Source organism: Luteimonas saliphila (genome assembly GCF_016774335.1).
Lineage (GTDB): Bacteria > Pseudomonadota > Gammaproteobacteria > Xanthomonadales > Xanthomonadaceae > Luteimonas > Luteimonas saliphila.
In genome coordinates this window covers 153,533-170,091 of the sequence record NZ_JAETWA010000046.1, presented here as the reverse complement: position 1 = coordinate 170,091, position 16,559 = coordinate 153,533, and the positions used below count along the sequence as shown (strand labels likewise).

The 16,559-nt window shown below is 66.5% G+C and carries 13 protein-coding genes, 2 tRNA genes and 1 pseudogene; 8 read left to right on the top strand and 8 right to left on the bottom strand.

Features of this window, described 5'->3' with window-relative positions:
• The 4 genes and pseudogenes from JMO03_RS17670 (at window position 1) to JMO03_RS21245 (ending at window position 3,534) form a co-directional block, all read left to right on the top strand.
• Entirely contained in the window at window positions 1–945 is a 945-nt protein-coding gene (locus JMO03_RS17670) for an alpha/beta hydrolase (protein ID WP_202845059.1), read from the top strand.
• 52 nt (window positions 946–997) lie between these two features.
• Complete coding sequence (locus JMO03_RS17665) at window positions 998–2,113, top strand: SDR family oxidoreductase (RefSeq protein WP_202845058.1); 1,116 nt, start codon at window positions 998–1,000, stop codon at window positions 2,111–2,113.
• Between the two features lie 37 nt (window positions 2,114–2,150).
• Window positions 2,151–2,999 (top strand): annotated as a pseudogene (locus tag JMO03_RS21250) (SDR family oxidoreductase); the annotation flags it as partial.
• Between the two features lie 154 nt (window positions 3,000–3,153).
• Window positions 3,154–3,534, top strand: coding sequence for a hypothetical protein (locus JMO03_RS21245; protein ID WP_238346332.1), 381 nt, complete (start codon window positions 3,154–3,156; stop codon window positions 3,532–3,534).
• 384 nt (window positions 3,535–3,918) lie between these two features.
• Here JMO03_RS21245 and JMO03_RS17655 read toward each other — a convergent pair whose 3' ends face one another.
• The 6 genes from JMO03_RS17655 to JMO03_RS17630 all read right to left on the bottom strand — a co-directional run bounded on the left by JMO03_RS17655 (window position 3,919) and on the right by JMO03_RS17630 (window position 8,608).
• Window positions 3,919–4,293 (bottom strand): nuclear transport factor 2 family protein, encoded by a 375-nt coding sequence (locus JMO03_RS17655; RefSeq protein WP_202845056.1) that lies wholly within the window; start codon window positions 4,291–4,293, stop codon window positions 3,919–3,921.
• Window positions 4,294–4,689: 396 nt separating this feature from the next.
• Window positions 4,690–5,907, bottom strand: a complete 1,218-nt coding sequence (locus JMO03_RS17650) for an RtcB family protein (RefSeq protein ID WP_202845055.1) — start codon at window positions 5,905–5,907, stop codon at window positions 4,690–4,692.
• Between the two features lie 58 nt (window positions 5,908–5,965).
• Window positions 5,966–7,087 carry a slipin family protein gene (locus tag JMO03_RS17645; protein WP_202845239.1) on the bottom strand — a complete coding sequence of 374 codons (1,122 nt, stop codon included), beginning with the start codon at window positions 7,085–7,087 and terminating at the stop codon, window positions 5,966–5,968.
• Window positions 7,088–7,444: 357 nt separating this feature from the next.
• Window positions 7,445–7,512 (bottom strand) — tRNA-Lys (locus tag JMO03_RS17640).
• A gap of 3 nt (window positions 7,513–7,515) precedes the next feature.
• Window positions 7,516–7,586 (bottom strand) — tRNA-Phe (locus JMO03_RS17635).
• 650 nt (window positions 7,587–8,236) lie between these two features.
• A complete protein-coding gene (locus JMO03_RS17630) occupies window positions 8,237–8,608 on the bottom strand; it encodes a YciI family protein (protein ID WP_202845054.1) in 372 nt (123 codons plus the stop codon).
• A 155-nt stretch (window positions 8,609–8,763) separates the two neighbouring features.
• On the opposite strand from JMO03_RS17630, the gene JMO03_RS21555 reads away from it, so the two are divergent.
• Together JMO03_RS21555 and JMO03_RS17625 are read left to right on the top strand one after the other, a co-directional pair.
• A complete protein-coding gene (locus JMO03_RS21555; RefSeq protein ID WP_337926446.1) occupies window positions 8,764–8,928 on the top strand; it encodes a hypothetical protein in 165 nt (54 codons plus the stop codon).
• Complete coding sequence (locus JMO03_RS17625; RefSeq protein ID WP_337926445.1) at window positions 8,928–9,455, top strand: transposase; 528 nt, start codon at window positions 8,928–8,930, stop codon at window positions 9,453–9,455. Before JMO03_RS21555 ends, JMO03_RS17625 begins: the two co-directional genes overlap by 1 nt.
• Before the next feature lie 433 nt (window positions 9,456–9,888).
• Here the strand turns inward: JMO03_RS17625 and JMO03_RS17620 are convergent, their stop codons facing one another.
• Window positions 9,889–10,257: a hypothetical protein gene (locus JMO03_RS17620; protein WP_202845053.1), complete on the bottom strand. Its 369-nt coding sequence runs from the start codon at window positions 10,255–10,257 to the stop codon at window positions 9,889–9,891.
• A complete protein-coding gene (locus JMO03_RS17615; RefSeq protein ID WP_337926444.1) occupies window positions 10,254–14,822 on the bottom strand; it encodes an RHS repeat-associated core domain-containing protein in 4,569 nt (1,522 codons plus the stop codon). The genes JMO03_RS17620 and JMO03_RS17615 overlap by 4 nt, the downstream gene beginning before the upstream one ends.
• Window positions 14,823–15,605: 783 nt before the next feature.
• On the opposite strand from JMO03_RS17615, the gene JMO03_RS17610 reads away from it, so the two are divergent.
• A complete protein-coding gene (locus JMO03_RS17610; RefSeq protein WP_202845051.1) occupies window positions 15,606–16,238 on the top strand; it encodes a GntR family transcriptional regulator in 633 nt (210 codons plus the stop codon).
• Window positions 16,239–16,395: 157 nt separating this feature from the next.
• Entirely contained in the window at window positions 16,396–16,542 is a 147-nt protein-coding gene (locus JMO03_RS17605; protein ID WP_202845050.1) for a hypothetical protein, read from the top strand.
• Window positions 16,543–16,559: the final 17 nt, after the last annotated feature.

Genomic DNA, 16,559 nt, shown 5'->3' with positions numbered 1-16,559 from the left:
ATGGCCGCCGCGCCCACGACCCTGCGCGAGACGACGTTCCGCAACGGCGAGATCGCGATCGCCGCGCAGTTGCACCTGCCGCCGGACTTCGACCAGGACCGCGTCTGGCCGGCCATCGTGCTGTCGACGCCCGGCAACAGCGTCAAGGAACAGGTCGGCACGATCTACGCGCGCAAGCTGGCCGCGCGCGGCTTCGTCGCGATCGCCTTCGATCCCTCGCACCAGGGCGCGAGCGGCGGCGCGGCGCGCGATCTCGAGGATCCCGGCGCGCGGGTCGAGGACCTGCGCTGCGCGGTCGACCACCTGGTGACGCTGCCGTTCGTCGACGAGGCGCGCATCGCCGTGCTCGGCATCTGCGCCGGCGGCGGCTACGCGGTCAACGCGGCGCTGACCGAGCACCGCTTCAAGGTGGTGGCGACGGTCGCCGGCACCGACGTCGGCCGCGCGTTCCGGCGGATGCTGCCGGGCGAGCGCATGCATGCGCGGCTGGCCGAGGTCGGCCGTGCGCGCACCGCCGCCGCGCGCGGCGCCGCCGAACGGCGCGAGCGCTGGATTCCCGACAGCCTCGACGCCGCGGGCGCGGAAGGCATCACCGACCGCGACCTGCTCGAGGCGATCCGCTTCCATCGCGAGTCGCCGCATCGCCACCCGAACGCCAGCAACCGGCTGCTGCTGCGCAGCGTCGGGCCCATGCTCGGCTTCGACGGCTTCCACCTGGTGCCCGACCTGCTGGTGCAGCCGCTGATGGTGATCGTCGCCGGCCGCCAGGGCAGCACCTGCCAGTACGAGACCGGGCAGGCGCTCTACGGCCTCGCGCGCGGGCCGGACAAGGCGCTGGTCGTGATCCCCGGCGCCGGCCACTACGACCTCTACCACCGCGACGAACACATCGATCCGGCGATCGAGCGGCTCGCGCCGTTCTTCCACTTCCACCTCGACCCCTGACGCGGCTTGCCGCGACACCCCACCCCTTCCCTGCCCACGAGGACATTCCCCCATGCATACCCGGAACTTCGCACTTTCCGCATCACGTCGCGCGCCTGCGCTTTCCATCGCCCACCAGCGACTCGCCACGCGCAATCCCCGCAACGTAGGCGCCGCCTGGCGCCAGCGCCTGGCCGCGCTCTGCCTGGCGGCCGTCGCCGCCTTCGCCGGCAATAGTGCGCGCGCGCAGGCCGCGCCGAAGCCCGACTGGTCGCTGGCCGACATGCCGTCGCAGGCGGGCCGCATCTTCGTCGTCACCGGCGGCACCAGCGGCATGGGCTTCGAGGACGCCAAGGCGCTCGCCGCCGCCGGCGCGCGCGTGGTGATCGTCGCGCGCAACCCGGAGCGCGGCGCCGAGGCGATCGCGAAGATCCGCGCCGACGACCCCGATGCGCAGCTGCAGTTCGAGTCCGTCGACCTCGCCGACCTGTCGACGGTGCGTGCGCTGGGCGCGCGGCTGCGCGACTCGCTGCCGCGCGTCGACGGCCTGATCAACAACGCCGCGATCATGGCCCCGCCCGAGCGCGGCACCTCGCCCGACGGCCTGGAAGCGCAGTTCGCGACCAACTACGCCGGCCACTTCGTGCTGACCGCCGAGCTGCTGCCGCTGCTGCGCAGGAGCGAAGCGCCGCGCGTGGTCACGCTGTCGAGCATCGCCGCGCTGCGCGGGCGGATCGACTTCCACGACCTGCAGTCCGAGCGCAGCTACGAGCCGATGGTGGCGTACGCGCAGTCCAAGCTCGCCTGCCTGATGTTCGCGCGCGAACTGCAGCGGCGCAGCGACGCCGCCGGCTGGGGCCTGCAGAGCCTGGCCGCGCACCCGGGCGTGGCGGTGACCGAACTGGTCGCGCGCGGACCGGGCCTGGACAGCGCCCAGGGCCAGCAATGGGCCAGCCGCCGCGAGCACTACCAGACCGCGGCGCAGGGCGCGATCCCGACCCTGTTCGCCGCGACCGCACCCGAGGCCGTCGGCGGCACCTACTACGGCCCCACCGGCCCCATGGAAATCAACGGTCCGCTCGGCCTGGCCACCGTGCCACCCGCCGCGCAGGACGCCGGGGTCGCCGCGCGCCTGTGGAGCGTCACCGAGCAGCTGACCGAAACCCGTTTCCCCGCCGGCGCGCGCTGACCGCGTGCCGCCGCTTCCACCACACCGGAGCATCGCCATGGACCGCTGGACCCCCGACGACCTTCCCCCACAGCACGGCCGCACGGCCGTCATCACCGGCACCGGCGGCCTCGGCCACGAGACCGCCCTGGCACTGGCGCGCGCCGGTGCCGGCGTGATCCTCGCGGGTCGCAACACCGAGAAGGGCGCGGAAGCCACGCGCCGTATTCGCGACGCCGCGCCCGGCGCAGACGTCGACTACGTACCGCTCGACCTCGCCAGTCTGGCGTCGATCGCCGCCTGCGGCGCACGCCTGCGCGCATCGCTCGACCGCATCGACCTGCTGGTCAACAACGCCGGCGTCATGACCCCGCCCCGACGCCGCACCACCGCAGACGGCTTCGAGCTGCAGTTCGGCACCAACCACCTGGGCCACTTCGCGCTCACCGCGCAGCTGCTGCCGCTGCTGCGGCGGAGCGGCGATGCGCGCGTGGTAACGCTGTCGAGCGTGGCCGCGCGCCAGGGCCGCTTCGACTTCGACGACCTGCAAAGCGAACGCGACTACCAGCCGATGGTGGCGTATGCGCAGTCCAAGCTCGCCTGCCTGGTGTTCGCGATGGAGCTGCAGCGCCGCAGCGAGGCCTTCGGCTGGAACCTGCGCAGCATCGCCGCGCATCCGGGCATCTCGCGCACCGACCTGCTGCTCAACGGCGCGGGCCCCGACAGCGCGGCCGGCCGCACGCGACGCTGGCTGTGGTTCCTGTTCCAGCCGGCGGCGAACGGCGCCTGGCCGACGCTGTTCGCGGCCACCGCCGCGCAGGCCGAGGGCGGCGCGTACTACGGTCCCGCCTATTTCGGCGAAACCCGCGGCACGCCCAGCATGGCGCGCGTGCCCGACCGCGCGCTCGATCTCGGCCACGCGCTGCGGCTGTGGGAAGTCTCGGAACGGCTGACCGGCCTGCGCGTCGCCGACGAGGCCCGCGCGGGGGCGGATGCGCGCGGCGTCGCCCCGTTCGCGCCTCCACCATGTCGCGCACGCCTGACCGCTCCGGAGCGCATCCATGCACAAATGGCTCATCTACACCGCCTTCGGCTGGCTCACGCTCACAGGTATCGCGCATTTCGCGATCGACGTGGTGTCGCACCACGTGCGCGGCGTGCATCCACCCGGCGCCCAGACCACGCTGCTGTACTACGGCCTGCACTCGGCGTACTCGCTGGGTCAGGTCGCGCTCGGCGCGCTGGGACTGATGGTCGCGGCGCGCGCGCTGCCGCTGCTGGGCACCACGCCGCCGCTGGCGCTCGCACTGCTGGCCGGGCTCGGCTGGCTCGCGATCGCGTTCGTGTTCGCGCCGTACGTGCCGCCCAGGATCAACGCAGGCGTGTTCTGCGCGCTGGTGGTGGCGGCGTGGCTGACGCGGCCGGGGTCCGTGGCGGGCTGAGCCGGCTCCAGCGCCGTCGCCCGGGTAAGGCGACGCCGCACCCGGGGCGGTGGCCGGGCGGTCCGCACCCGACCCTGGCGCGTCCCCGACGCGGGAGACGACGCGGGTCTCGGATGCGGGATCCCCGGATGCGCCCTACGGGCTTATCCGGGCTACGCGACTGTCCTACGGATGCAGCGCGTAGCCCGGGTAAGGCAACGCCGCACCCGGGGCGGTGGCCGGGCGGCCCCACCCGACCCTGGCGCGTCCCCGACGCGGGAGACGACGCGGGTCTCGGATGCGGGATCCCCGGATGCGCCCTACGGGCTTATCCGGGCTACGCGACTGTCCTACGGATGCAGCGGGCCGTCGACTCCGACTTCCGGGGGATGGATCCGCTGGAGTTCAGGCGTTGGCGGGGTCGATGAACACGTGCAGCGCGTGGATGCGCCCGCGGTCCACCTGCGCGACATCCATTCCGGTCACGGCCGCGGGGCCGCCGGCGGGGCCTGCGTTCCACCTCAATCGGGCAAGCCCGTGGTGGCCCACGGCCGGGCCCTGCGCGGTGAACACGAAGTCCGGCGGAAGACCGGCAAGCAGCGTGGTGACCGCGGCGTTGATCGCGGCATGGCCCCTGGCCACCGCGTGCGGTTCGTAGAGTGTTGCATCGGCGGCATAGAGTCCGCTGATGGCTTCGATCCGGCGCACGGGATCGTGCTCGCCGAACACGCGGGCCAGGTTGGCCTGCATCAGGGTGTCGTAGTCCATGAGTGTCGTCATACGGGAGGCCAGCCCCGGAGTGTGCTGCAGCCGCCTGCGCGGGGCATTGGACTTTCCTGCTACGGTTTGTCGAATGCTGCGAACGATCGTCCGCCCGCCACGGGGTGCCACGTGTGCCTGCTGCTTGCGAGGCAGCCGGGCAAAGAGCGGGCAAGGCAAAGGGTGTCAGAGTGACTTTCCGCAAGGCCACGCCGCTTAAGTGGCCCTGACACCGTTCCTCAGCACCGTTCCTCAGCAGTTGGCCGGACGACGCGCCGCCCGACCAGGCCCGTCCCCACGCGGGAGACGACATGGGGCTCGGATGCGGAGCTCCCCCGGATGCGCCCTGCGGGCTTATCCGGGCTACGGCGGCGACTCGGCGACGCGGAGGGAAGCGGCACCTGCGCGGGGCATTGCTCATCCCTTCACGCACACCACCTGCCGCAGCGTGTGCACCACTTCCACCAGATCCGACTGCGCCGCCATCACCGCGTCGATGTCCTTGTACGCGGCCGGCGATTCGTCGATCACCGCCTGGTCCTTGCGGCATTCGACGTGGGCGGTGGCCTCGCGGTGCTGCTTGAGGGTGATGCTGTTGCGGGCCGCGGTGCGGCTCATCACCCGGCCGGCGCCGTGGCTGCAGCTGTGGAAACTGTCGTCGTTGCCCAGGCCGCGGACGATGAAGCTCTTCGCGCCCATGCTGCCGGGGATGATGCCGAGCTCGTCCTTGCCCGCCCGCACCGCGCCCTTGCGCGTCACCAGCACCTCGCGCCCGGCGTGCGTTTCCTTCTGCACGTAATTGTGGTGGCAGTTCACCGCCATGGCCTGCAGCTTGAACTTCGGCAGCTCCGCGCGCATGGCGTGCAGCACGCGCTGCATCATCGCCTCGCGGTTGGCGCGCGCGTAGTCCTGCGCCCAGCCCACGGCCTCGACGTAGTCCTCGAACAGCGGCTCGCCTTCCATGAAGAAGGCCAGGTCCTGGTCCGGCACGTGGAAGCCGAGCACGCGTTTGCCCAGCTCCTCGCGCGCGCGTTGGATGAAGTAGCTGCCGATCAGGTTGCCGGTGCCGCGCGAACCCGAGTGCAGCATCACCCACACCGCCTCGCTCTCGTCCAGGCACACCTCGATGAAGTGGTTGCCGCCGCCCAGCGTGCCCAGCTGCCTTTCCACCTTGTCGAGGCGGATCTTCGGGTGTTTGGCCTTGATGCGCTCGAGCCGCTGCCACAGGCCGGAGTTCGCGAGCGCGGTCTCGACGCTGTCGGGCGTCCTGCGGTGCTCGCCACCGGGGCCGTTGCCGACCGGGATCGCGCGCTCGATCGCCGAGCGCAGCCGCGCCAGCGAATCGGGCAGGTCGCCCGCGCCGAGCGTGGTGCGCACCGCGGCCATGCCGCAGCCGATGTCCACGCCCACCGCGGCGGGAATGATCGCGCCTTGGGTCGGCACCACCGAACCCACCGTGGCGCCGATGCCGAGGTGCACGTCCGGCATCACCGCCACCCAGGGCCCGACGAAGGGCAGGCTGGCGATGTTGCGCAGCTGCGCGTGGGCCTTGTCTTCCAGCGGCACGCCGCGGACCCAGCCCTTGATGGGGGTCTCGCCCTCGTGGTGCAGCCATCGATAGTTCGAAGTGTCCATCTGTTCCATTCCTTGTAAGGCCCCGCCCGTCGCGTCCGTGCGACGACCGGGGATATTGCTACTTCATCGTCACCAATTGCCTGACGACGCCATCCAGGCCGCCGAACACGGTCAACCGGTCGATCTTCTCGGTCACCTTCTCCAGGGCCTCCAGCTCCTTGAGGCGCATCAGCACCGGGCTTTCATCGATCAGCTTCGCGGTGTTGAGCAGCGACCGGGTGGCGTTTGCCTCCTCGCGGCGGCGGATCACGTTGGCCTGGGCCAGCTTCTCCGCCTGCACCACGCCGTTGAGGATCTCGCGCATCTCGCCCGGCAGGATCACGTCCTTGACGCCGACACCCAGCACCTCGATGCCCAGCGCCTCCACGCGACCACGCACGTAGCCGAAGATCTCCGCGTCCAGCGTGGCCTTGTCGCCCAGCAGCTCGTCGAGCGTGCGGGCGGCGACGGCCTTGCGCAAACCGTACTGCAGTTCGCGGTAGACGTAGTCGCCGTACTTGGCCACCTTGGTGCGCGCGGCGACCGGGTCGGTCACGCGCACGGACGCGGCCAGGTTCACGCGCAGGCTCACCTTGTCGCGGGTCAACAGCTCCTGGCCGGAGACCTCCATGGACTGCACGCGCAGCTCGATGGTCTCCACCGCCACGTTCTTCCGGAAGTTCCAGAAGGCGTAGCTGCCGGCGCCGAGCACCTCAACCAGCATGTTGTCGACGAACACCAGGCCCGCCGACTCCGCCGGCACCTCCAGCACCACGGCCACGCGGGCCAGCGCGCCGAGCTGGCGCAGGCGACGCGCGACCTCCGGCGCCACCCGCACACCTTCCGCGAGCGACACCGTCTCGACATCGACCTGCACCAGGCCGCGCCAGTACAGCTGGCGCACGCCCGGGGCCAGCACGTCCTCGAGGCGGCCGTTCTTCGAGACCAGGCCCACCTCGTCCATGCCGATGTCGGCGAGCACGAAGGTCTCGCCCAGGCGGGTGCCGAGCGCGGCGATCAGCGCGTCGACATCGTTGCCGGCGTATTCCGGCTTGCGGATGTCGTGCGCGACCACCTCGAGCCGGCCGCGCCACGCGAACAGGCGATACACGCCCGGCGCGAGCACGCGTTCGAAACGACGGTTGCGATACACCAGGCCGCGCTCGGCATCGCCGATCACCACCCGTCGGGTCCAGAACATCATGGGCTCTCTCCTTGTGAATGGCTCTGGTGATCCGGCTCGCGAGGTGCGGGGAGCCGGTTGCCGCGTGGTGCCGGAAGCAGGAAGCCGCCGGCGGAACAAGGTGGAAACGCCCCTGACGAAGCGCGCGCGGGCGGCCGGTGCGGGTGGTGGCGTCTGGCGGGGAGCGGCGATCGCACCCGTGCCGGCGCGCCACCGCTGCTCCCCGCTGTCGGCCACCGACCGGACGCGGTGCCGGTGCGTTCCCCGCTGCGCGGCCCTCGTGCATCGCGGTGCATTGCGATGCCCTGGAACCCGCGCACGGGACGTTCCCGGATCGGGCTTGCGCCCTGTGGGCTGATCGAGGATCAGCAATCGTTGGAGCGGGATTCGAACCCGCGACACATGGATGAAAAGTCCATTGCTCTACCCGTCTGAGCTATCCAGAGGTCAACGTGCGGGATTCGAACCCGCAACCGACAGCCTTTGGCTGTTGCTCTCCCAGTTGAGCCAACGTTGTCGCAGCCGGTCCGGTCCGGCATCGGCATACGCCACGGCAACGCCGCGCGCACCGGACGGGACACGAGCCCGCACCGCTGTTGCCGGTGGATCCGACTGCGTATTGCCGCTTTCCAGGCGACAATTCATGGCGTCGCATCGCGCCGCGGCCTGCACCGAGGCACCCAGGCGCCGCGCCGGACGCGGGCGTAAGCCCGCACCGTCGCGTCTCCGCGTCCCTTGCCACGGGCCAGCATGGCCCGGGTGCCTCGGGATCGCGCGATGCACGCGTGTTCGAAAAGTCCTTTGCGAACGCCAGAACGAAAATGCCCCCGGCATGGAGTCCGAGGGCATTCGCCGTGCCTCGGAAGATCGGGGTGACCGATCTCCCGTGGAGGAGCCGGTCAGGTCAGGAAGACGCCTTCATGCGCGAACCACGCGCGCAGCCCTGCATCGCGCTTGCGCGGCGACGGCATGGGGCGGTTGGCGATATGGTGGCGGAGGGTCATGGTCGAAGATTGAAGCGTTGAAATGGATCGCATGGATCCCGAAGGGTGCGCACCTTACTCGCGTCGATGCACGGGTGCAAGCGGATTTTTGCGTTGGCGACGAACGGTCGGATTGCCTCTTCGCGCGGTTCGTCAGCGAACCTGGCGTCGTTCGTGGTCCCTCTCAGTCGCCGAGGTAGAAGTCGATCGGGATCAGCTCGACGGCCCAGCCGCCTTCCTCGCCCAGCGTGGCGGCCGGGTGCATGGAGGCGAGGCGTACCGCCTCGTCGTGGCTCTCCGCCTCGATGACGAACAGGCCGCCCACCAGTTCCTTCGACTCGGTGTAGGGTCCATCGCTGACCTGCACCTTGCCCGCGCGCGGCCGCAGCGTCATCCATGCGTCCGGCTCGCCGAGCGACGCGGACACCAGCACCTTGCCGGTGGCGCGCATCTTCTCGTCCAGCGCGGGGCACTGGCTCACCAGGGCATCGACAGCCTCCGGCGACATGGCGGCGAATTTTTCGGGGCTGTAGTAGGCCAGGCCCAGGTATTTCATGACGGATCTCCAGCGTGGTGTCGCCATCACGACGAAACGAGGCAATAGCCAAAGGGTGTCAGAGTGACTTCCGAAGTCTGCTTCAGAGTTTTCCGATGCATCACGGCAGGGGCGGATGATGCCGCTGGGTAAAAGCCTGGGCAACACTCTTGCCCATGGCCCGATTGCCTCGCCCCGATCTTGCCGGTGTTCCGCAGCACGTCGTTCAACGCGGCAACAACCGTCTTCCCTGCTTCCTGGACGACGGGGACCGGCAGCGCTATCTGCGCCTGCTTGGCGAAGCGCTGCTTCGCTATGGCTGCTGCACGCCTATGTCCTGATGACCAATCACGTCCATCTATTGTTGACACCTGCGGAGACGGGTGCAGTCTCACGATTGATGCAGACCTTCGGGCGCAACTATGCCGGACTGTTCAATGGCCGGCACGGCCGGACGGGGACGCTCTGGGAGGGACGCTACAAGTCCTGTCTGGTCGACTCCGAGCAGTACGTCCTGACCTGCTACCGCTACATCGAGCTCAACCCTGTCCGGGCCCGGATGACCGAAGACCCCAAAGGGTATGCGTGGTCGAGTTGTCGTGCCAACACGACGGGCCGTCCCGACCCCCTGGTAGCGCCGCATCCCGCCTACCTTGCCCTCGGGAGAGACGAGCCGGATCGACGCGTCGCCTACTGCGGACTCCTGGCTGAAGCCTTACCGGAAGACACCCTGGCCGAAGTCCAGATCTACCTGCAGCAACAGCGCGCCTTGGGAACCGATCGGTTTCGTGAGCAGGTGCAAGCCAAGCTCCAGCGCTTCGCTGGCGTGCGCCCAGCACATCGACCCCGCAAAGCCATACCACCTTAAGTGACTCTGACACCGTTTCTCGCTGGTGCAAGCCAAACCGCGGCGCTTCGCGGGGTTGCGCCCGGCACACCGGCCCCGCAAGGCCAAGCCGCTCAAGTGACTCTGACACCGTTCGTTGACACTGACACCGTTCGTTGACACCGTTCGTTCCAGACACCGTTCGTTCCGGAAGCCTTACCGGAAGACCCTCTGGCCGAAGTCCGGATCTACCTGCAGCAGCAGCGCGCCTTGGGAACCGATCGGTTTCGTGAGCAGGTGCGAGCCAAACTGTGGCGCTTCGCGGGGGTGCGCCCGCCACGTCGGCCCCGCAAGGCCGAAGCCGCTTAAGTGACTCTGACACCGTTCGTTCCAGACACGCAGCGGTGAGCGGCTAAATGAAGAAGCCCCGCAATGCGGCGCTTCGTTGTTTCATCTTCGCGGGTCAAGACCCACCCTACGGTTCCTCGACAAGCGTTCCCAAATCGAAATTCCTGCTGTACGAGCCGCGACTGCTGATGGTGACCTCATCCGAGCGAAACTTGCGGCCCTCGTCACATTCGGCCACGAAGTAATAGGGTTTCGGCTTCGGGCCAGCAACAACCATCATAGTAGTAGAGAAGTCAGCAGGAACGTCCCGTGTGGGCGACTGCTCCCCGGTCTCAGCGGAGACCATGCCAAGCTGGCACGGCTCGCTCGATTTATCTTTATCCGCTAGCCCAGACACCGGCACCGATCCGGATACCCGAATGATCATGTCGCCGCCGAAAGCAGTGCATCCCGTAGTTATCAAGGTCCCCAAGAGAACTGGCAGCGCCATCTTCATTTCTTGCACTCCTCGGCCTGCTTCAGGCATTCCTTGAGCGCGTCGGCATGGCTCTTGGCAAACGCATTTGCGGGATCCTCGAAGCGATTTCCGTCGGCTGATCCATTCCGCATAAACTCTGCCGCATAAGCCCTGCGAGTTAACTCGCCCGTATTCCACTGCCGCAGCACATGGTAGTACTCATGCAGAACCAAGCTGTGATCGGCAAAGAACTCATCGACCGACAAGGTAGGCGGAAGGCGGATTGAGTTTCTCCGCGTCGTCACGAAATCGTTGTTGACGACAGTTTTATTCCTGACATTCACGCCCGAAACAGACTGACCGAATATCTGCGACAAACAATCCGCCATCGCGCCTGACGCAGGTGCCAAACCAAGCGGATCAGTGAAGCTGATCGGATTCCCCCCGACATAGGCATAGGTATTCAGTCCACCGGCCAACCCGATAGGGTCGCTCTCCAGATACCGCCCCGTCCGAGGGTTGTAGGTCCGGTGATAGTTGTAAGCCAGCCCCGTCTCCGCATCGTGGTACTGGCCCGGGAATCCCAGGTTCAACCCACCAATGCTGTCGAGAGTGACGGTGCGATCGAACGCGAAGTTGCTCGCGCGCCACACCACCGCCTTGGCGCTGTTGGTCACGATCTCCGGCCGGCCCAGGTGGTCGGTGTGGATCATGAGGATCTGGCTACCCTTGACTCTGGCGACGGGCGTGCCGTCCGGCAGCCGCACATAGTGCGTCCATGATCCCTGGTACTCGCCCAGCATCTGACCGCCAGGCCCGTAGGTGAACCAGTGATGCGCACCCGTACCCACCTTCCTGTGCACCCGCTGACCCAGTGCGTTGACGGCGTAGGTCGTGGTCACGCCAGCCTTTGTGGCCGTCGCCAGGCGGTTGAATGCGCTGTACGTGTAGCTCACCCCCTCGCCGGTGAGGGTGTTGCCGCTGGCGTCGTAGGTATAACTTGTCGCACGCGGCCCGCTGATGGCGGAAAGACGGTTTCCGGTCGACGCCGTCTGGTACAGGTCAGCCTGCCCACCCCACGTGTGACTGGTGCGGTTGCCGTTCGCGTCCCACAGGAAGCTCTGGTTCGCGCCAGTGGCCGTTACAGAAGTCAGCCGTGCCAGCTGATCGTAGCCGTATGCCTGTGTCAGGCTGCTATTCACGTGGTTGGTAAGACCGGTCATTCGGTTCGCCGTGTCATAGCCATAGACCAGTCGTTGCAGGTTGGTGCTGCCATTCTTTGAATGCAGTTCCGAGAGCCTGCCGTCCAGGTCATACGTTGCGCCGCGTGTCAGGCCGTTACCCCAGGTCCAACCCACAGCCGCACCAAAGGGCTGGTACTGGACGTTGGTGGCGACGTTATGCGTCACGCCGCCAATCGTTGCCGTGATCGCCGTCATCTTGCCGTTGGCATAGCCATAGCCCACGCCCACCCCGCCCGGATAGCCGATCCCGGTCAGCCGTCCCATGCCGTCGTAGGTGTAGGCATAAGACGCTGAACCGTTGGACGGGAGTGCGCTACTTTGCGACGCAACTTGTCCCTGCGGCGTGTAAGTGTAGGTGACACTGCCCGTCGGGTCGCTCACCTTGCACAGACGACCCTTGCCATTGGTACAGTTGTCGTAGGTGAAGGTCTGGGTTTCGCCGCCTGCGGTCGCCGAAATCAGGCGGCCCTGGCTGTCATGGGCGTAGCTGGTCACGACGCCGTTTGCGCGGGTCATCTTCGTGCGTAAGCCGGTTGTGCCGTACTCGAAGGTGGTGGTGCCGGTATCCGGGCTGGTCTGCGACCACAACTGGCCGAACCCATCGTAGAGATAGGTCGTAATCTTTCCGCGCGGATCCTTGACCCACACCAACCGATCGTCGAGATCGTACTTGAACTCGCTCACGCCGCCAGCCGCGTCGACAGTCTTGATCAGGCGCCCCAGCTTGTCGTAGGTGTGACGGGTCTCTCGCCCCTGTGCGTCTACCTCCAGGAGCAGCCGGCCCTCCTTGTCGTAACCATAGTCCATGCGCTGGCCGTTGTTACCTCTGTGCGCCATGACGCGGCCAAGCTCATCGTAGTCGGTGTAAGCGCGGTAACTCACCCCGGTCGGCAGGCTCTGAGGAGACACCAATGTGCTGGAGCCGTCGACAGCCTCGGCATCTCCTTCGTCGGCTACAGAGAGGGGGGCACCGCATTCGGGCGGACATGGATCCGTTGGAGGCGTGGGCGGATAGATCACGTTGACCGAGGCGCTTGGCGTCAGGCTGCCGAACGCGACGCCCGCGTTAGTCATCTGCCATTGGAACCCGTAGCTACTGGCGTGGGGAGCGGTCCCCTGGATGACGAAGTTCGCCGTCTGTCCCGGAAGGACGGTTCCAGGTATCCCCAGTACCGAGATGCCGAAAGCATCGGTGAAAGACTGGTTCCTGGAGACGAGCCGATATCCCCCGGCGGTTGACCATGTACTGGTACCGGTGTTCTTGATCTGGATGCTGATGGTGTAGGGACGGCCGGTATGAAGCGTGGGGATCGTCTGGCTGACGAACTGCGCGCCCGCAACCGGGGCCGCGGGCGCGCTGGCCAGGCGTACGGCTTCGACAATCGTGGGAAGCGAGGCATTGTTGTAGGTGTAACGCATCTGCGCGAAGGTTCCGCCTGCCTCGGCCTCGTAACTGGATGCCACACGCCAGCTGGCGTCATACTGAAGATGCCGCGTATGCGCATCGGGGCTGGTCACAGCCGTTACACGGCCGAACGCATCGTAACCATAGGTCGTTGTGCGCGCGACGCCATCAATAATCCGCCTCTCGTTCTTGACACGTCCCCGCTCATCGTAGACATACTCGGTGATGTCCCCGTTGATGCCGGTGATCCTGCCGGGCTGGCCCAGCTCATTGTAGTTGGTGTATGTCGCTACATCGCCCAATACCGTACTGACGCTGACCAGATCGCCCTTGGAGCTGAATGTACGTGTCACCGCATCACCCGTGCCCGCCAACGGTCCATCCACCGTCATGGTGGCGACCATGCCGTTCGCATGCTCGGTGTAGGTATACGTAGTGGTCCTGGTCTGATTCTGGCTTGCCACCACGGCAGTGGACAGGTTCTTCACCGCCACCGATGCCAGGCGTTTGCGTGAGTCGTAGCCGTACGTGATCTGATACAACTGGGTCGTGCCCGCGTGAACCGTCTTTCTCAGGAGGCGGTTTTCTTGCGGATCCCAGACATAGGTGGTTGATCTTGCTTCGGGAGTGCCGAACGCCTCGGTTTTCTTGAGCAATTGGCCTTTCGCGTTGTAGTCGTAGTCGGTGACGCCGCCTTCCTGGTCTTGCACCTTGTCCTTGTAGCCGTTCGTGTCGTAGGTGATGCTGCTGACACTGGCCGGGCAGTTGGTCGAGGCATGGCCGGTCACAGTCGTCAGTTTGCGATCGTGGAACGTATAGGTCGCCTTCTTCCCGAGCGGATTGGTCTGCACGATCGTCAGGGTTTGCTTGCCGTCCTGGAATCCGCTGGTGTACGTGAACGTGTGACGATCTACGCCCCCAGCGTGTTCGCTGAGGGTTGCGCGCCGCTGCGCGTCGTAGGCGAAAGTCGAGTAGCGAACATCGTTATACGACTTTCCGGTGAGGGCGAAGAATTCGGACTGTTCGTAGTGGTAGGTGATCTTCGTGGCGGGCGCTCCGGGCAGCGTGGTGCTCGCCAACAGGTGCAGCCCGTCATAAACCTTCTGGTGGCTGTAGGTGTACCGGTATGAATTGCCGGCAGGGTCCTTGATCTGCGTCAGTTCGTCGCCCGTCCACAGAAACTGGATAAATCGGCTGGAAGTGTGCGTGACGCGCTGTAGCTGCGTCCCCTGCATCCCCGCGTAGGTGAACGTCCATCCGATGCCCTGCTCATCCTTGACCTCCAGGGGCAACCCACCGGCCCTGTATCGTTCGATGGTCGCGCTCTCACCGTACAGGATCCAGGTTCCGTTCGACTGACGGACGATCCGGGAGATCGGGCTTGCCTTCTCTTCGTAGTAGATTCCGTCCGCAGCCTTGAGATATCGGATCTTCCGGCCATCGGGCCGGTGCGCCCAGATGGTGGTATAGGTGTGTCCATTCTGGCACTCAGCGATGCTTGGACGCGGATAGCACGCACTGATGCCATAGCTGCTGCCGAAGCTCAGCTTGTAGTCGAAGTTCGAGAGCCAGTGATACCCGAACAGACCGATGCCGTCCCAGTGCTGATTCCACGTGCGCTCGAGCCGGAGGCCGGCGCCATCGAAATCGATCTCGCGCTCAACCTTGTTCCCGGAGGACATGACCACAGGATTGCCTGCAACCGGCTGCACCTCGTCCTTCTCGCAGTTTGCAGGCGCGCTCGCATCGGCATCGTGCGGGTCCTCAATCTGCCCGTAGTTCCCGCTCACCTCGCGATTGTTGGTAATCGCCCAGGCGCTGCCCAGGGAAGGCACCCCGCTGGTGTGGATGCTGTAGATCCTGCTTCCTGTGACCGAAACCCGGTCTAACGTCGTCGCGCCGCCTCCCGCGCCATCTATCGGAAGTACGGCGCGCCAGGATTCGTCGATTGCCACCGCATTTGCGGATGCTGCAAGAAGCAGCAGGAGAACGGCATGCGCTCGCAGTCTCGTCTTGCCATGCCCTGTGCATTTCGAACGACTACGGAGAAGTACGCCGATGAGTGCCGTCGCGCTAGCAGCCGATGTCATGTTCCTTCCTTTGGAAACGTTGTTGCTTGGCTTATCGAACAACTTCCTGCGTTTGTCGGACAAGACTCTCGCGCAGTGTCGTCCCCGGCTGCGGGACACATACGCCCTGCTTCGGAGACCTGAACAGTCAGTTGTAGACACCCCTGAGGCGCTTCTTACGCCCGCTGTCGGGAGAAGTCAATCGTCGGTTTTCGGCCCCTCCCATTCGCCACAGCACTCCGTGTGACAAGCCCACCCCGCTCTGCGGACCAGGGAGGCTCGGCGCCGACGAAAAGGCGCAGGCCGCGCGGACGCAGCAGCGAGCCGGCTCGAACGGTACGCGGGTCGACATGGATGGGGACGGTGGCCGGGGCGGTGCTGACTGGTTACGCGCGGGTGGCGCAGCCGCCGCAGCTTCAGCGCTTCGCCCTTTGCTATGCGGACGGCGCTGCCGACGCTGCCCAGGTTGCCAGCGGTACATCCCCGTATGGGACCGGCAGCGGTCGCAGCTCCAGCCCGGGAGAGCTCGAAGTCGCGCTTCATGGCGAGCAATCGTGCCTGCAGACTGGACACACCACGCCACATGCGGAAAGATTGAACCGCATCCGGCATCGGATCGCCAAAGACAGCAGGTTGAATCACTGCCATTCGCGGATACGGAGTTCCGCCATGAGCGCATTCCACACCAAGAGCGTGCAGTTGCAGGAGCGGATCCGGCAGGCACTGCGTTCGGGCCACTACCTGCCGGGAGACCGGATCGACCCGGCCACGCTGGCCGCCGAGTTCGACACCAGCGCCATGCCGGTGCGGTTGGCGCTGGAGCGGCTGGTCGGCGAGGGCATCCTCGAGCACCACGCCCGGGGCGGCGCGTACCTGCCGCTGCCGGTCGAGATCGAGCTGCGCGACACCTACGACTGGATGCAGCGCCTGCTGCTGATGGCATGCGATGTCGGCGTCGTCGGCCGGATTCCGGGCGGCCTCCGGCAGCCCGAGATCGCCTCGAACGACGACGACCTGGCAGAGGCGACCTGGCAGCTGTTCGATGCCATCGCCGATGCCACCCTGCACACCCGCCTGTCCAAGGCCGTGCGCCGGACCAACGACCAGCTCGCCCCGATCCGCAAGGCCAAGCGGGGATTGGTCGAAGACGAGGTCGAGGAACTCGCCGCGCTGCAGCGGCACTGGCGCACGCGCGATCTCCCCCGCCTGCGCGTGGCGTTGCACGACTACCACGAGCGCCGCAAGCAGCTGGTGCCGTGCATCACGGTGACGCTCAAGCGACGGCGCGAGCATCGGCACTAGCCTGGGCGGCGTGTCCGTAGCCGGGGGATCCGCAACGGATGTCACAGTTGCGGATGATCAAGAATTGATCAAACAAGAATCATTTGAAGATCAGGAAATCCGGCTCCTACGCTGCAGTGGTCATGGATTCGCCATGACGCAGACGAAGGAGATGACCATGGACAGCAACAACCAGACCGCCCGGCAGGCCGCCGCGAACGATGACTTCATCGTGCTCGGAACCGCAAGCACCGATACGCACGGCCCGGGCGTGGCCGGCGAAGGCAACGGAACGCCCATCGGCGTGGGGATCTCGGAGGAGTAAGTTTGCAGATCCCGAAC

Excerpts from the sequence above, each read along its gene's own strand:
- JMO03_RS17670 (WP_202845059.1), top strand. The coding sequence starts at position 1 with ATGGCCGCCGCGCCCACGACCCTGCGCGAGACGACGTTCCGCAACGGC.
- JMO03_RS17665 (WP_202845058.1), top strand. The coding sequence starts at position 998 with ATGCATACCCGGAACTTCGCACTTTCCGCATCACGTCGCGCGCCTGCG.
- JMO03_RS21245 (WP_238346332.1), top strand. The coding sequence starts at position 3,154 with ATGCACAAATGGCTCATCTACACCGCCTTCGGCTGGCTCACGCTCACA.
- JMO03_RS17655 (WP_202845056.1), bottom strand. The coding sequence starts at position 4,293 with ATGACGACACTCATGGACTACGACACCCTGATGCAGGCCAACCTGGCC.
- JMO03_RS17650 (WP_202845055.1), bottom strand. The coding sequence starts at position 5,907 with ATGGACACTTCGAACTATCGATGGCTGCACCACGAGGGCGAGACCCCC.
- JMO03_RS17645 (WP_202845239.1), bottom strand. The coding sequence starts at position 7,087 with ATGTTCTGGACCCGACGGGTGGTGATCGGCGATGCCGAGCGCGGCCTG.
- JMO03_RS17630 (WP_202845054.1), bottom strand. The coding sequence starts at position 8,608 with ATGAAATACCTGGGCCTGGCCTACTACAGCCCCGAAAAATTCGCCGCC.
- JMO03_RS21555 (WP_337926446.1), top strand. The coding sequence starts at position 8,764 with ATGGCCCGATTGCCTCGCCCCGATCTTGCCGGTGTTCCGCAGCACGTC.
- JMO03_RS17625 (WP_337926445.1), top strand. The coding sequence starts at position 8,928 with ATGACCAATCACGTCCATCTATTGTTGACACCTGCGGAGACGGGTGCA.
- JMO03_RS17620 (WP_202845053.1), bottom strand. The coding sequence starts at position 10,257 with ATGAAGATGGCGCTGCCAGTTCTCTTGGGGACCTTGATAACTACGGGA.
- JMO03_RS17610 (WP_202845051.1), top strand. The coding sequence starts at position 15,606 with ATGAGCGCATTCCACACCAAGAGCGTGCAGTTGCAGGAGCGGATCCGG.
- JMO03_RS17605 (WP_202845050.1), top strand. The coding sequence starts at position 16,396 with ATGGACAGCAACAACCAGACCGCCCGGCAGGCCGCCGCGAACGATGAC.